Genomic DNA, 14,580 nt, shown 5'->3' with positions numbered 1-14,580 from the left:
TCAAGACATATCAGGGATCACAGCCTCCACCGGAGATATCCAGTCCATTCCAGCATCAGGTGAGGCGTGACCGACTCAGAGGGTAAGTTCACCGATAGTGTTATCTTCGGATACATTGAAGTATAGCCTATGGTTTCCACGAACGGAGAAGACGGGATTCAACAAAAAACTGGTGCGGGGATGTCAATTGGACTCGTCCTCGGTGTCGCCATCGGTGTTGCGATGAACGAGTTGGCTATCGGGGTTGCTGTCGGGATCGCACTCGGAGCGGGTCTCGAGTCTGCTTGGTCTCCAAGACAGGAGTCGTAGTTCCTTCATCGTCCAATCAACCAGTGGCAGCGATAAAACGAGACATGTGTCCTGTATCTCGCACGCTGATTTCAACAAGTCGATAGCCTGTGATGGGAGGACTCGGAAGATCAGTGCTAATCCCCACAGCGCGATGTAAGAGCGGTATTCCTCATGCAAAGAACAGGATGCTCTGTAGGATCGCTAGACGGAGCGGCTCTGATGAGGTTATCGTGGTAGAAAGCGAGGAGGCGGATTGTTATGGCATCGGAAATCCGCCTCTTCACTCAAGAATCGGTTGCGAAAGCTAAACAAGTTGTCGCTAACCCCGACGAACCCGCCGACCCCGATAGGATCTAGCGTAACCTTTTGACGTTCAGGATCGGTGAGTAGGCGGCGATCAGCGAATACTGCCAGACTAAGCGAAACCGAGCATCGAAAAGTTCTGCTAGACCCTTAACGGGGCGGCGGGTTCGCCGAATGGGCGATGCTCACGCTTCATGCGATCCGTGTCGAACTCGGGAAATCATACCGCCAAACCATCGATCTTCTCGGCGAGATGCCTGGCATCCTCAAAGAGATCGGTTTGACGCGGTTGCCGCACTACACAGCCCTCCGCGATTGGTTCGAGATCATCTCGATGGGGCGCTGGCGTGCGTTTCTCGGCGCGTCAGCCGAGAAACGCACTGGCCATGCTGCGGTCGATGCAACCGGCTTCGACCGCGATCAGCCCAGTCGCCACTACGTTCAGCGAGCGCACTACCGCGTCCGCTCGCTGAAGGTCACGACTCTCGTCGACGTCGAGACGCTCTACGTCACCGACGTTCACTGCACCACCGCGAAGAAACACGACGCGAAGATCGGCCCGCAGGTCGCCCGGCGCAACGCCGGCGACCTGCTCAGTCTGGCCGCAAACAAAGGCTACGACGCGAAAGCGTTCCGGGACGAACTCCGCGAGAACAGAGTTCGTCCACTTATCAAACATCGGCTGCACAACTCGCTCGATCACGCTCACAACGCCCGCATGGACTCGAACAGCTACAATCGCCGCTGGATGGTCGAAACAGCCTTCTCAGCCATCAAGCGCACGCTCGGCTCCGCCGTGCGTGCGCGGAGCTGGCATCTGGAATTCCGCGAGATGATCCTCAAATACGCCATCTACAATCTTCGTCGTACTATTAGATATCCGTAAACTCAACCGCAGTATATCGGTTTCTGCTCAGCGGTGGGGTGAGTGAAAACGCCAAAATCAAGCCGCGTATAACGGTCCTACAGGGCACTTGATTCTACTCAGTTCTATTGTTGGCTTTCGTCACGCTCGATATGGTCAGGACTAGCCTCCTCGTCAGCAGGATCGGCAACTCGCTCGGGACCACTAAGGTTGTACTCGGTATCGCTCTCGGAATCATTATCGCTAGTAGCCTCAATCGGATGATTGTCACCGCTCTCGTAGACGGTCTCACCGACCGAGATCGGTTGCCCGAGTTCGGCACTCAGCCGTTTCAGCCGTGCGTCGTGATCGTCGCCAGGAATCGGTCGCCAGAACACGCGGGCACGAGCACCGACCTCGCGGCTTTCGAGCGAGCCAGCGGCGACGAGTTCGTTGAGCTTGTTCAAAGCCGTTCGACGCGCACAGTCGAGTGCCTCCATGACGTCACTCGACGTGAGCGGTCGAGCGAGATCATCACGCCTGTCGAAGACCTCCAAGACCGTTTCAGGTAGGAGTTCATCATCGTACTGACCGGAGTCGTTTCGAGGGCGGTCACCACTCATGTGCGATCGTAGTAGCTCATACGTAATAGTCCTTGTCACTCGTGGGTTCCCACGAATGCATATTGTCTTCTCAGACTGTATCGATGGTTTTATTACCTATGCCTTTGTGGGTTTAGGTAGAGACAGACCGGTCCCATTGGGGCATTCTCTGTGAGAGGAATGCCCGCGCGCTGAGACGCGCGGGCTGGCTGTCTTGAGGCCCAACAGCCATGTGCACTACACGCCTAAGCGGTCAAAACGGTGTCGCACCGATAGCGAAAGCAACCACGATCGAGAGCGGTGGTAAGCAACGATGAGCGATGAATGCTGCCCGAGCTGCGGGTCGGGCTTTTATGGCTATTTCGCCCGGCAGCACGGCAAGTACTGTCCTCAATGTAAACACGGAGGCAGCCGATGAGCGTCGAGATACACTGCTCGATCACCGTGCCAATCGAGCGCGCAGTCACCGGAGCTACGATCAGCGATGGTGAGCACGCGCTCTGTGGGCGCTGTGGGCAGCCGGTCGGCGAAGGGTCGCCGGTGAGTATCTATGCCTACTCGATGTCCGATGAGCGTGATATCACGGTCGCGCGGATCAGCTGCAGCGATTGTGCGCCCGATACTATCGCTCACCCGACACTCGGTGGCACCGAGTGGCTGGTGCGGGGAACTCTCGGGCTGCGAAGTGACGTCGTACATCAATCACATCAGCTTGTGTTCGTATCTAGTGAGGGTGTGATCGCTACGTCGCCGCCAACTGAGAGTTCAGAGGAGCAACTGGAGACATAGGCTATCGGAGCACTGCATAGCTACACGTGAACCTTCTTGCTAGTTGAGAAATACAGCATGCGAGATACAGAGGATCTATTCAGCATAACAAAGACCCACCATTCTTCAAAAATTTGATAATCTTCAAGGTATTTATTCGTCGCCTCAGATGCTAACCTATGGGTGATAGCGCGCCTCCAGTAGATTATCCAGAAGTACTGGAAGCTATCGGGGTAATGGAGGTAATACGGAAGAGCGAAGAAGACACATTTGTCGAGAATTTTAATAAAATAGCGATTGAACCTATAGAGGATTTACCCGGAACCGATGAAAAGACGCACCAGCGGGTTACGAATACAGTGAGTACAATAGAGCATGAAATCTCTGTATGCGGTCTTCTGGACAAAGTTCTCGAAGGAGTTTATCTCCGGGGTCAATCATCAACGAATGAATTAGTCAGATGCGTTGTTTACGGGGTTATTGATCGAAAGAGATTTGCAGAAAAGCTACAGGAGAAACGTGCAGATGATATTGATTACATCGGACATCAGTACCAGTCTGCGGGCGAGGTCTTGATCGAAGAAATTGCTGAAAGCATTAGTGACCTGATAGCCGACAATTTGGAAGTTGGTATATTCACAAAGAATAGAGAGTCATGGAGTTCTGGCCGGTTGTCAATGCATCACCCAAGTTTTTGGTCTTTCGACTTCTCGGACTCCAGTTTAGACTCGTTCGAGAAATTCATCAAGGAAGAAGATCTCTTCTGGTATGGTATAGACGATATTCACGTCTCAGATCTGAATGAAGAACTGATGCAATATGATAATAAAGAACGGTATGTATTCCCCGGTCGGAGGCATTTCGAGAGTTCTGTGGGCAGTTTTAGATTTAGGAGTATACTTGTGAATTTCCATTTAGAGGGTTCTGAAAGTCGTTACAGTAGAGACAACGACCCTACTGGTTCAATATATACTCGTAGAGGATACACGCGTCTATCAATGATTTTCGAGAAGCTGCTCTGGTCTCTTTATGGATACTATAAGTTCCACAATCAAGAGGACCCCGAATATGAGAAAAAATCATATGATTCGGTTGATTACGAATGCCTGTATAAAGCCTTGAAAGCCATTCAGAATAGTCGGCAAGAAGCGAAGGAAGACTGGAGACAAGTATCAAGACAAATTGACAGTATTAAGCACTCTTTCAGGGAATCCCACCCCTTCGGTGAACGCTCTGGTTTTGTAGCCAGATTAGTGGATAATGCCACCGAGATCGAGACTTACACCGAAGAGGAATCTAATGACTTGATTGAGAAGTACAATGACGCCGTCGAGTTAGTCCGTTCTGACATCGAACTAAATTCTACCATAGAAACAGTTGAGCTCCAGAATAAGATCAAATCACAGAATGAGTCGGCGAAGAGACTACAATGGATAGGTGGTATTCTCACCCTAGTGATTGCGGTGTCCAGTGCAATTTCCCTCTTGATTCAGGCTGGCTACCTATAGTAGCAACTCACGTTGATACCGGGCTACCGAACTCGATCCCTCGAACTATATCATCTCGTTTCAGGAAATGGGTGGAATGTCCGCTGTCTCTACCGATTCCGGGGAAGTTTGAGTGAGAGAACAGTTCATGCTGACTACGCGCCCTGTATCTCGCACGCTGATTTCGACAGGTCGACAACCTGCAATGTATGAAATCTAAAATCAGTGCGAACCCCTATAACAGTCCACTATCGCCAGCACTAGAGTACCTCGGGGGCAGCTTATCGACAAACAATTATCGCTGACGAAGGGTCATTGGCAATCCGTTCTGCGTTTTCGTCGTCATCTCTGGTTCAATAGCCATCTCTGTCTCATCACCGGTCCATTCGAGATCGAACTGCTGACCGATCGTTGCGAGCGCGAGCGTTGCCTCAAGCCGAGCGAACTCTCGTCCGATGCATGTCCGTCGTCCACCACCGAACGGGATGAATGCATAGTCGTCTAACTCTTCCTCAAATCCGTCTGTCCAGCGCTCGGGCCGGAACTCCAGTGGAGCGTCGTAGTACCGTTCGTCACGATGGACTGAGATCACCGAGAGGTGTACCTGCTCATCCGCCGGAAGCCGATAATCGCCGACATCAACCTCTCTCGTTGTCTGCCGAGGGATTGTATGGATAGGAGGGTAGAGGCGAAGCGTCTCGGTGACGATCCGATTAGTGAGATCGAGACGACTCATGTCATCCAGTGTCGGCGGGTTTCCATCAAGCACCGTATCGAGTTCCTCATGGAAGGCGTCGCAAATGTCGGGTTCGGTCGCCAGCGAATACAGAGCGAACGCGATAGCGGCTGCAGTTGTCTCGTACCCGGCGAAAATCATCGTCAACATCTGATCCTCGATTTCTTCGCGACTCAGATGGTTCTCACCTGTTGCCTCGCCTGCTTCAGACAGCTTCGAGAGCAGTGTATCACTCTCTGAGCCACCTGATTGGCTTTCAGAAGCGGATTGTCCTGCTTGGTCGGCGAGCGTTACTACACCCGATTTCTCGGTGTTGGCATGTTCATGCTCCGCCAGCAATTGGCGTATTTCGACTCGCAACCGCGATTCCGAATTGCTGAATTTGCGGCGGGATGGTGTTGGCACCCAATGAGGGAGCAGCCACGAAGTCGGAACGAACCACTTGTTAAGCCCGTCCGATGCATCTCGTAAATCGTCACCTTCGCCGGGTGCCAGATTACGACCGAACAGCGTTGCGAACAGAATCTCAATCGTGAGATCCTGCATTTCCGATTCGATATCTCGGATTTCACCATCTTCCCACGTCGAAAGGCGGCGCTGGGTTGCGGCAACCATGTCGTCTGCATAGCCGCTCACCCGGTCGGGATGAAACAGTGGCTGGAGAATATCTCGCTGACGACGCCACTGCTCACCTTCAGTTGAGAGCACCCCGTTTCCAAACACTCGATTGAAGTCATCTGTCTTCCTGAACGCATCAACATCCGTAACGAGCGCCTGATTCAGGTACTCCGCTCCTGCGAGAACGTACACATCTGTCCCCGGCAATTCCATACAGTAGACATCCCCACATTCGCTCGTAGCACGGTCAACAAACCCGAACGGATCATCACCAAAATCAATTGTATGACCAATGATAGGATGGCCTTCAGGCGAAGGCGGGAGCTGTGTATTGTTACTCATCAGTCAAGCTTCGTCGATAGAGCATTAAAAGACACGTTGATTCCAATCCAGAGAGAAATCGCCAAGTAAATCCCAGAGACCATCCGGTGAACTTTATACAATCATGTCCACACAAACACACCCGCTATCTGGCCGTGATCTCGACATTCGAGAAGTCATCAATGAAACCCTTGACACAAAGCGATTAGAGATTTTGCGTGCGGTCAACGATCTCTCGCTTCCCACCAGTCGAGACGACATTGCCTCCCACGCAGAAATATCTCAGAAGACAGCAGCAAAGCACCTCTCAGAACTCCATGAATACGGAATTGTCAAAATCTATCGAGAGAACATTGAACCGACCGCTGGCGGAAAATTACTCTTCGAAGCAATCGAGGATTGCCTCACAAAAACTACAATTACAAGAGATGAATTTGCGAAACTGATTCGGACTGAGACACCAATCTCGATCCTCTCAAACCTTTGTGGAGAATACCAGAGCATAGAGGAAATTCACCGAAGGGCATCCGTATCGGCTACTAAGGAGACAGTCAAACGCCAACTCAAACAGTTCGACAAGCCGGATCATGATCTAGCAGATGAAAAAGGTCACACGTATCGAATCACCGATACTGGAGAGAAGACGCTGCTCGCCTACGATGATTTATCAATCGCGGTTGAGCAGATTATCAAGAAAGCGGAATGGCTCCAGCGCCTGCCGCTAGAGGATGCAACTGTTCCAGTTCCCGAGCTTTCTGATGCAACAGTCATAGCTTCGGACACAGCCAGTCCCTCTAATGTACTCGGGGCCGCTCTCAGACTCTGTGATGTTCGTGTGGAGCAATTCCGGTGTGTCTGTTCAATCTATAACCCAATCCTATTCTACGCCTACAAGAGCATGCTCGACTTCGGCGTCGAGGCTGAGGCCATTCTTGATTGGGGAAGCTATGTCAAATCAGATCAAGATACGGGAACAGACTTTGCCGCTCACGCCAAATGTGAGCACTACCAGCCGCTCTATCTCGAGGATTCCCATACACTCGGCATCGGCATATATGACGACCGAAAAGTCGCGGTCGGCGCATACAACGAACGCGGCGAAGGGAAGCACATCGCTATGATCGTGAGCGAAAATCCAAAAATCATCGAATGGGCTGAAAGCCTGTATGATACCTATCGTGAAATGGCTCACCGACCAGAGAAAAAACCACCAGAGACAGATAGTGGATTTGACGGCCGGCAGTGGTGACTCACGCCTCATAAGTGGCTTTCAACTCAACTAAATCTAAAGCAAATTTATTTCATACCACATATGATTTCGGATTCGGAAAGGGCTGTACGATAAGTCATCTCAGCGCTTCGTGATGGATAGAATCGGCACAGATGATACGGTGGAAATCGGGAATGGTGAGTTCACCCCTTCGTGGACAGAAGGCCTCGCTACTCTCCAGAAGCATCCATACCGGCGACGAACTCCCCGGGTTCGGCATTCGAGTCGTGCAGATAGCGCTCGCCAAGCTCTGTAACACCGTAGTAAGTCCTCGCCTCATCAGGGAAAGGCCGGTCAACCAGTCCATGCTCAGAGAGCGGCCCACGTACTCTCCGCGAGACGTGGTTTGCCCCCGGAGTAGCCTCCTCCCCGTATCGTTCCCGGATACCGAGCATGATAGCCTTCGGTGGGAGAGGGAACCCAACCTGATCAAGCACTCGCAGGATCTGCTCGTCAACTCGGCTCATCCACGGCACCAACGGCGACGGCATTGATGCAGGATTCCAGTATCCCTCCGCTTAACACCGCTGGACTGGGCCGGCAGACACATCTTTTGATTCATCAATGAATAATATCTATGCACAGGTTTATCAGCAACGGTCTCAAACCGGGTTATTGTCAGAGTCAAACGTATGCATCTAATCATCCGCCATCGACGCAGGCGATGTCAACAAGCGTCGAGCAGCGGGTGCGCGGACGCTCGGCTTACGAGCGTATCGTGCCAGCGCGGGAATCAACGTCGTAGCCTGAGTGACTGGAACTCACTCGGTCTCGACACCCGCGCTGACTGTCTCTGGCAACATCGGAATGCTGAGCCTTTCAATCCATCATCCAATGAGCCAAAGCAACTCATCCTACAGGACAGAGCGACCTAAAGGTATTGCACGCGAACATCGACATCGGCAGTCAGCAAACACTGGCAAGACAGCCGAAACCACCACAGAACCGGCATGCTGGCGACACTCCGCCAGTGACTGGGAATGGCACGAGGTCCAGTTCACGGCCGCGTACGCCACCATTCACGATCCGTGTTCGGAATGCTTCCCTAACGGTTCGCCTGCAGTAAGTACACTCGAAACCGTCGTCCGAAGCTGTAGCTACCCGGTCAAATACCATCGGCCACGAGACACGGCCGAAACGAGTCCCGCCGGACTATCGCGTAAATCGAACAACCGTGGGTCCGACACTGGTCCTCAATTTTGCCGCGAGGCTATCGACACGTGCGAACCGATCGACAGCGTCACCGACCTGCAGAAAGGCGACGGCGTCCTCTGGCAGGGCCAATCGACTCCGATGCTCGTCGTCGAACCCGCCAGCACTCCGGATGGCAGAGTAGCACTCGTCGGTCCGAATGGCGGTGAGTATCGGATCGAAGGCCGACCCGAGTGCGCACGGGCATACTATATCAGCCCCGGCTATGCTTGCCAGCGCGAGCTCCGCCGCGTCGTGCCAGCAAGCGACCACCACGGATCGGAGAGGGCCTAACGAGGAGCCGAGTGGATGCTGCACACCCCACCCCGACGCTCTCCGGTCGGTTCGCGACGGTCTGTCAGAGCGTCATACAAAACCCTAAATACCAACCGTTGCACTGTCAGCCTAAAGCAGGGGCTACCGAATCAGTGTCGACGAAGGAGGCTGGACACTTTTCCTTCGCGGCCCACGGCAAATATAGCTTTCGCCCTACGCGCAGAGGCGTTGCTGTCTCACGTTGGGCGGGCAACTCGGCGACGAGCATCGACAGCCGCGGGTACGACGGCTCTCCCGGCCGTCAGCACTCCAATCACGGGCCGTAGAATGGCCACACGCGACAGCACACATACCCACCGACGTGAGGGCGTACAGCCAGCCGACTGCCACAAACAGTCAGCCGACCACCACAGCGACCGCGACCGCGCTCGACAAGCCCGGGCGCGACTGTACCGCTCGAAAGAGGCCACACGGTATCGCCATTGCGAGCAGGCGACGCTCGCTGCCGATGACGACCAACGTACTGGCCCTGGAAGCGGCGACCGACAGGGGGAGATCGCCTGATGGAAATCGACGCCTTCGGGCGGATCGTCGACGCTGATGTCCCCACGGCGATCCAGTGTGCGGTCTGTCGCGGCACTGCCGACCGCCTGTCGAGCGCGTGGCAAGGCGAGGGCATCGCCTACCACAACTACCAGTGCCAGGCTGAGGGCTGTCCAGCCACCGGCACGATCGTTGACCACGACAGCGGTGGGTACCGCCGTATCGGTCCTGTCTTCGGCGACCGCGATCTCGCCGTCCATCTCGCTACGCGCGAGCAGTCCGAGACACCAGTCGAAACAGTGGAGAGTCGCGTATGAACGGTTTCACGGCGACGAACCCACACCGGATTTCCGCTGTAACAGCCGAAATTTCTCGAGCAGGAGGCTGGGGGTAAGCCAAGATGGCGGCTGTCGGTTTCACCCCCACGATCAGTGATGACGCTCGCGAGCCGTGCGTGCTCTGTCGCACCGAGAGCGGGGCAGACAGCGCCAGAAAGAGCACTGCCCGCGCCGGGTGCTATCAGAGCAATGGCGGCCACAGGGAGGCCTGTGAGTTCCTGCAGACGATCGGGAGCGACGGTCGATGACCGGCTCTGGCTCCAATCCAGAACCCGGCATCGCGGTTACCGGCCAGTACCCCGCCGAGGCGGACGTGGTAGTCCGACCCGGCGAGAACAGTACGTGGGCACCGACGAAGCTCCATCGAGAGCTCTTCGATACTGACGGGAGCCAGCTTGCCGACCGCCTATACGAGAGCGTCCGAGCAATCGGACGGCAGGCCGCCTCGATCGAGAAGCTCTACGCCATCCTCGAACGCAACGATGTCGATGCGCTCGACGGTGGGTACGCTGATCTTGCCGTCGAAATTGCGAAGGGGAGAGACGGTCTCAGACACGAACTCGTTCGCACCACTCGTCAGTTGGGTGGCCAGACGAGCCACGACGTCCGGACGAGTCTCGAAGATATCGATAGCGGTGACCCCGCACTGTTCGCCGCTGCCCAGAGCGTGACGCCCACCATCGCCATTTCACTGGACGGGTTCACGAGCGTGCGCAGTGATCAGCGCCAAGCGGTTCTCGCACTCGTCCGTGCCTACGCGCGTGGCTGTCGCGTCGTGCTCGTGGCCAGCCCGATCGAGCGAACGTTCCTCTGGCGAAAGCATCGCGAGGAACTTCCCGCCAGCGTTAAAGACGACTGCAAGCCGCGCCTGGGAGAGCAAGCAATGCCAGCCGCCGTCGAGAGTCGCGTTGAGGACGCCCGTGAGGCGTTCGATCCCGATTCCAAACCCATCGCGATTCTTCGAGCGATTGCCGACGAAACTAGCGAAACGACCACCTATAGCGCGCTCGCCGACGCGATGAACGTCGGCCGTGGGACGATCCGCAACCACGTCTCGCAGCGACTCGTCCCGCACGCACTCGTCGAGCGCTTCGATCATCGCGGCACTACTCACGTCTCGCTCTCGCACGTTGGTCGTGAGTTCTTGGCCGCTCTCGACAGCGAAATCGGCGTCCAGAGCCAGCTTGACGACTGCGTTAACGCGACCGGAAATCTCTCCGACGATAGCCGTGTAACCCCGCCCGCACACGAGGGCCGTCACCGCCCATCGGCGGAGGCGGAGGAAGAAGCTGTCGCGGAATCGGACGGTGCTGGCACAGATGCTGACCGCAATCGCCTGCCGTTTTCACACCAAGTTCGGTCGGCTGCACGCCATCGCTACGCGGCTGCCGCTGGCTGTGCTTCCGAAGGAGCGATGACGCTCTGTGACTACCCGATTGCAGAGAAATCCGATCGGGGCGAGCCACATCACTACTACGACCACGAGGCTGATCGGCTGCTGGTCGGTGCCGAATACGATAACCCCATGCAGTGGTGGGTGTGTATTGCACTGGCGTTAACCAGTACTCGTACGTTCCGCCACGCTCTCACCCACGAGCGTTTCGAATCGGGGAAACTCGGCGATCTGCTCGCCAACCATACCGACCTCCTGCGAGATCTCCGCTGTCTCGGCTATCTCAAAGACGTCGATGCGACACCCGAAGCCTATACAGAGGCACTCATCGAGGCCGCCGAAGACCTTCGGAAGCTCACGAAACACTACCGCGATGGCAACTACGAGAACGAATCACGCTTTCGTGGTGAGATCACTCGCGAAGCGCTCGGGCTCGCCGGAACCATGGTTCACCTGCTAGATCTCGCCGACATCGACGTGGTTCGAGAAGCACGCATTCCCCGCTACTCGAAGGATTTCAAGGCTGACCAGAAAGCGGACCTCGCCAAAACGCTCTGTATCGGCGCGTCGATTCAATCCCGATATGGTGAATTCGCCGCCCACCGCCAGCTGTTCGAACTGCGGAAGCAAAAACGCGAGAGTACGTTCTCGCCGACAGTCGATGCTGACGACCCGTTCGGCGAACTCATCGGGTCGTTCGTCCTCGTCGGCAAGAGCGTCGAGAGCATCGCTGACCGCCTTCGGCGACGCCTCTCGAATTGGGAACCACACGACGATGCACCGGAGTTTGCGATTCGTGTGTCCGTCGAAACCGCCACAGAACGACGACACACTGCCGCTACGATGACCGTGGCGTGTCGCCAGAAAAACCTCAGATCGACTCGTACAGCGATCTCGCTGTTCGCAGCGCTCGCTGGAACGCCCTACGATGTAGCGAGAGCAGTTCACAGCTTAGAGTCGGAGACGAAAGCACCGAACCGGGAGATTCGTCTCGACGAAGTGCGCTTTGCGCTCTCGACGCTCACTGCTGAGCGGATACTGCCAGAAATGTCGAAGCCAGCGCTCTCAAGAACCATCCACACGCTACTGGTAGCGGAGTCACCCCTCATACAGAGCGAACTTGCAGACAGGGCCGACGTCTCAGCACGCTGGATCCGCAAGCATATCGAGCGCCTCGCAGCGTTCGATTTTATCCGCCAAACTGACGGAGGATGGCGGTTCGCGCTGCCATTCCATACCGACGAGGAGCGTGGCAAGACGATCTATCCCTGGTTCGTCTCATCTTCTGAAGCCGACCGAGAACAGGATACGCTCGTCCGAGAGGTGGTCGCTGAGGCAGTCTACGACTTGCTTGATGCGGGGCAATACGCAAATGCCGACGACCCTGTAGGGGGATTGTTTGCCAAGCCTGGAGAGCGAATCCCAGCACTGCAAGAAGCGTGGGAGTGGCTCGATCCGTGGATATCGGCGGTCGAAATATTGGTCGACGCCGATTCGAGTCGTGTGTCTGCGGCCAATAAGTCTCCATTTTACCGTACTGACTCGATAGCCGTGATTGGCGCCGAAACCGATCAAGTGAGCATTGTGGCGGCTGCTAGAGGAGATAGATGACGCTTCGGGCCTCAATGGTAGGACTGACCTGAAAGACGCACGAGCACTTTTGAGAATACAAATACCAATGATCGCCGTGCACAGTCTCCCAACTTGGTGCCATACCTTGTGTAACAATCGACCCATTTGAAAAGGGAGTTGCGTACATAAGGTGCTGTGAGCGGCAAATGATCTCCCCATTTTTATCCTCAAATATTCAAAAATAGATAATGAAGAGTATTGAGCTCGTGTTCGCTGTAGTCTCACGGCCACTCAATGAATTGACTAACTGTGAAATCCCACTGGGGCTCAAACTTGAATCACGGAAACAGGAAGTCTCGCGCTCAATGGAAGTACTCAAGCGCGAGCGGGACGGATCGGGGTACCTGACCAATCTGAGGGATTCTTGGTTTTGATCGAAGCCACACAGACACACCTCGCACCGAGTGAGTTGCCTCAGATGAGTCCGTGTAGATCCGACCGTATAAAGAGAAGAGTGGTTTCGGATGGAAAGAGAATACAAACCTTCTAGCGACAGAGTTTCGCTACAATTTTACCCCTATACAAAGATTTATATTGGGAATTAGAAATCCATGGCTCTACATAGTATGATTCTCACTCGGTGCGAGGTGTGTGTCTCTCGCAGTAGTAGTATATAAAGGTAGAAAATAAGAACCATTAGAGCCTCACAAGTGTGATTGTTGAAGGTCACTCGGTGCGAGGTCGCTATGCTTAACTGGCTGGGAATAGAGGGAGTGCGTATGGTTGACACTGACGACATCTTTGGTGGAGGAGATATCTTCAACCGCCGCGAGCTTCTTCGGGTAGGGCATGTACCTGGACTGGATCGAGTCGTAGGACGAGATAGCGAAGTCACTGAGATGGGACAAGCTCTCGGTCCAGGAACTCGCGGAGGGCCTCCTGATTCAGTGATTATATATGGAAAAACAGGAACTGGTAAATCACTCGTATCACGGTGCACAACACGGGAAGCTCAGCGAAAAGCAGAAGAAAACGGAGTTGTCCTCCGACACGCCTACATAGATTGCTCTGATTACACAACCGAGACACAAGCAAGTCGAGAATTGACATACCAGCTTGGACAAAACGTCGAGGCAGATCGAGATGTCCCGCGAAAAGGGATCGGAGCAGCTACCTATCGAGACATTGCTTGGGAAATCCTCAATGAGTACAAGGTGGACGCGTTTGTCGCTATTCTCGATGAAATTGATAAGCTAGACGATGATGAGCTCCTTCGTAGTCTCTCTCGAGCCAAAGAAAGCGGGAAAGCAGACTGCCATATTGGTGTAATTTGTATCAGCAACAAAGTTGAGTACAAAGAGCGACTCGACGAGCGGATTCACTCGAGTCTGCAGGACAACGAACTCATCTTCAACCCTTATGACCCAGAGCAACTTCGGGCAATTCTAGACAGTCGTCGTGCAGCATTCCAGAGCGGTGTTTTAGAAGATGGCGTGATACCAAAAACTGCAGCTCTCGCCGGACGAGAGCATGGAGATGCACGAAAAGCAGTCGACATGCTCTACGAAGCTGGACGGCTCGCAGAAAAGGAGACAGCATCGACAGTAACCGAATCTCATATCGACGCAGCATTGACGAGAGCTGAGGTCAACCGAGTGAAACAGCTCATCAGTGGTTCTCCACCTCATGTGAAATACATCCTCCAAGCACTGGCGCTACTTACTAAAAGTCAGAACAGCACAGCCTTTCGAACTTCAGCGATTTACGACTTCTATCAGCGTCTCATAGATCGGGAGGGAATGGATACAATCTCACAGGACCGTGTTTATCGACTTCTGAAAGAGCAAGCATTTCTCGGCCTCTTGGAAGCGAACCATACAGGAGGGGGAGATTACGAGGGAGCTTATCTCGAACACACACTCATCACCGAGCCGGAAGTCGTCCTGGAGGCTCTTGAGGACTCCTCTGAGCTCACACCTCGTACCGAGTGAGCAGCTATCTACTGGACACACCTCGCACCGAGTGAG

Annotated in this window: 9 protein-coding genes and 2 pseudogenes; 8 read left to right on the top strand and 3 right to left on the bottom strand. The window is 54.4% G+C overall.

Annotated features, from left to right (window positions below):
• Positions 1-549: 549 nt before the first annotated feature.
• A pseudogene (locus ACP97_RS19665) lies at positions 550-643 on the top strand (IS5/IS1182 family transposase); the annotation flags it as partial.
• 105 nt (positions 644-748) lie between these two features.
• Positions 749-1,480: pseudogene (locus ACP97_RS02790) on the top strand (IS5 family transposase); the annotation flags it as partial.
• A gap of 104 nt (positions 1,481-1,584) precedes the next feature.
• Here the strand turns inward: ACP97_RS02790 and ACP97_RS20705 are convergent.
• Positions 1,585-2,061 (bottom strand): helix-turn-helix transcriptional regulator, encoded by a 477-nt coding sequence (locus tag ACP97_RS20705; RefSeq protein ID WP_049996309.1) that lies wholly within the window; start codon positions 2,059-2,061, stop codon positions 1,585-1,587.
• A gap of 926 nt (positions 2,062-2,987) precedes the next feature.
• On the opposite strand from ACP97_RS20705, the gene ACP97_RS02775 reads away from it, so the two are divergent.
• Complete coding sequence (locus tag ACP97_RS02775; RefSeq protein WP_049996307.1) at positions 2,988-4,316, top strand: hypothetical protein; 1,329 nt, start codon at positions 2,988-2,990, stop codon at positions 4,314-4,316.
• Positions 4,317-4,590: 274 nt separating this feature from the next.
• On the opposite strand, the gene ACP97_RS02770 is transcribed toward ACP97_RS02775, so the two are convergent.
• The gene (locus tag ACP97_RS02770) at positions 4,591-5,991 is read right to left on the bottom strand and encodes a cytochrome P450 (RefSeq protein ID WP_049996306.1); all 1,401 of its coding nucleotides are present in this window, start codon (positions 5,989-5,991) and stop codon (positions 4,591-4,593) included.
• Between the two features lie 103 nt (positions 5,992-6,094).
• On the opposite strand from ACP97_RS02770, the gene ACP97_RS18915 reads away from it, so the two are divergent.
• Positions 6,095-7,219: a transcriptional regulator FilR1 domain-containing protein gene (locus ACP97_RS18915; RefSeq protein WP_079977522.1), complete on the top strand. Its 1,125-nt coding sequence runs from the start codon at positions 6,095-6,097 to the stop codon at positions 7,217-7,219.
• A gap of 191 nt (positions 7,220-7,410) precedes the next feature.
• Here the strand turns inward: ACP97_RS18915 and ACP97_RS02760 are convergent, their stop codons facing one another.
• Positions 7,411-7,731: a hypothetical protein gene (locus ACP97_RS02760; protein ID WP_237561075.1), complete on the bottom strand. Its 321-nt coding sequence runs from the start codon at positions 7,729-7,731 to the stop codon at positions 7,411-7,413.
• A 1,303-nt stretch (positions 7,732-9,034) separates the two neighbouring features.
• Between ACP97_RS02760 and ACP97_RS18910 the strand changes: the two genes are divergently transcribed.
• The 4 genes from ACP97_RS18910 (at position 9,035) to ACP97_RS02730 (ending at position 14,544) form a co-directional block, all read left to right on the top strand.
• Positions 9,035-9,271 (top strand): hypothetical protein, encoded by a 237-nt coding sequence (locus ACP97_RS18910; protein WP_079977521.1) that lies wholly within the window; start codon positions 9,035-9,037, stop codon positions 9,269-9,271.
• Positions 9,271-9,567: a hypothetical protein gene (locus tag ACP97_RS02750; RefSeq protein WP_049996304.1), complete on the top strand. Its 297-nt coding sequence runs from the start codon at positions 9,271-9,273 to the stop codon at positions 9,565-9,567. Before ACP97_RS18910 ends, ACP97_RS02750 begins: the two co-directional genes overlap by 1 nt.
• Positions 9,568-9,832: 265 nt before the next feature.
• A complete protein-coding gene (locus ACP97_RS02740) occupies positions 9,833-12,592 on the top strand; it encodes a hypothetical protein (RefSeq protein WP_049996302.1) in 2,760 nt (919 codons plus the stop codon).
• Positions 12,593-13,332: 740 nt separating this feature from the next.
• The gene (locus ACP97_RS02730; RefSeq protein ID WP_049996340.1) at positions 13,333-14,544 is read left to right on the top strand and encodes a Cdc6/Cdc18 family protein; all 1,212 of its coding nucleotides are present in this window, start codon (positions 13,333-13,335) and stop codon (positions 14,542-14,544) included.
• Positions 14,545-14,580 lie beyond the last annotated feature (36 nt).

Source organism: Halococcus sediminicola, assembly GCF_000755245.1.
Classification (GTDB): domain Archaea; phylum Halobacteriota; class Halobacteria; order Halobacteriales; family Halococcaceae; genus Halococcus; species Halococcus sediminicola.
The sequence above is the reverse complement of the archived record's forward strand: the minus strand, read 5'-3'. Positions and strand labels throughout refer to the sequence as shown.

Excerpts from the sequence above, each read along its gene's own strand:
- ACP97_RS02775 (WP_049996307.1), top strand. The coding sequence starts at position 2,988 with ATGGGTGATAGCGCGCCTCCAGTAGATTATCCAGAAGTACTGGAAGCT.
- ACP97_RS02730 (WP_049996340.1), top strand. The coding sequence starts at position 13,333 with ATGGTTGACACTGACGACATCTTTGGTGGAGGAGATATCTTCAACCGC.
- ACP97_RS20705 (WP_049996309.1), bottom strand. The coding sequence starts at position 2,061 with ATGAGTGGTGACCGCCCTCGAAACGACTCCGGTCAGTACGATGATGAA.
- ACP97_RS18915 (WP_079977522.1), top strand. The coding sequence starts at position 6,095 with ATGTCCACACAAACACACCCGCTATCTGGCCGTGATCTCGACATTCGA.
- ACP97_RS02760 (WP_237561075.1), bottom strand. The coding sequence starts at position 7,731 with ATGCCGTCGCCGTTGGTGCCGTGGATGAGCCGAGTTGACGAGCAGATC.
- ACP97_RS02740 (WP_049996302.1), top strand. The coding sequence starts at position 9,833 with ATGACCGGCTCTGGCTCCAATCCAGAACCCGGCATCGCGGTTACCGGC.
- ACP97_RS02770 (WP_049996306.1), bottom strand. The coding sequence starts at position 5,991 with ATGAGTAACAATACACAGCTCCCGCCTTCGCCTGAAGGCCATCCTATC.
- ACP97_RS02750 (WP_049996304.1), top strand. The coding sequence starts at position 9,271 with ATGGAAATCGACGCCTTCGGGCGGATCGTCGACGCTGATGTCCCCACG.
- ACP97_RS18910 (WP_079977521.1), top strand. The coding sequence starts at position 9,035 with ATGGCCACACGCGACAGCACACATACCCACCGACGTGAGGGCGTACAG.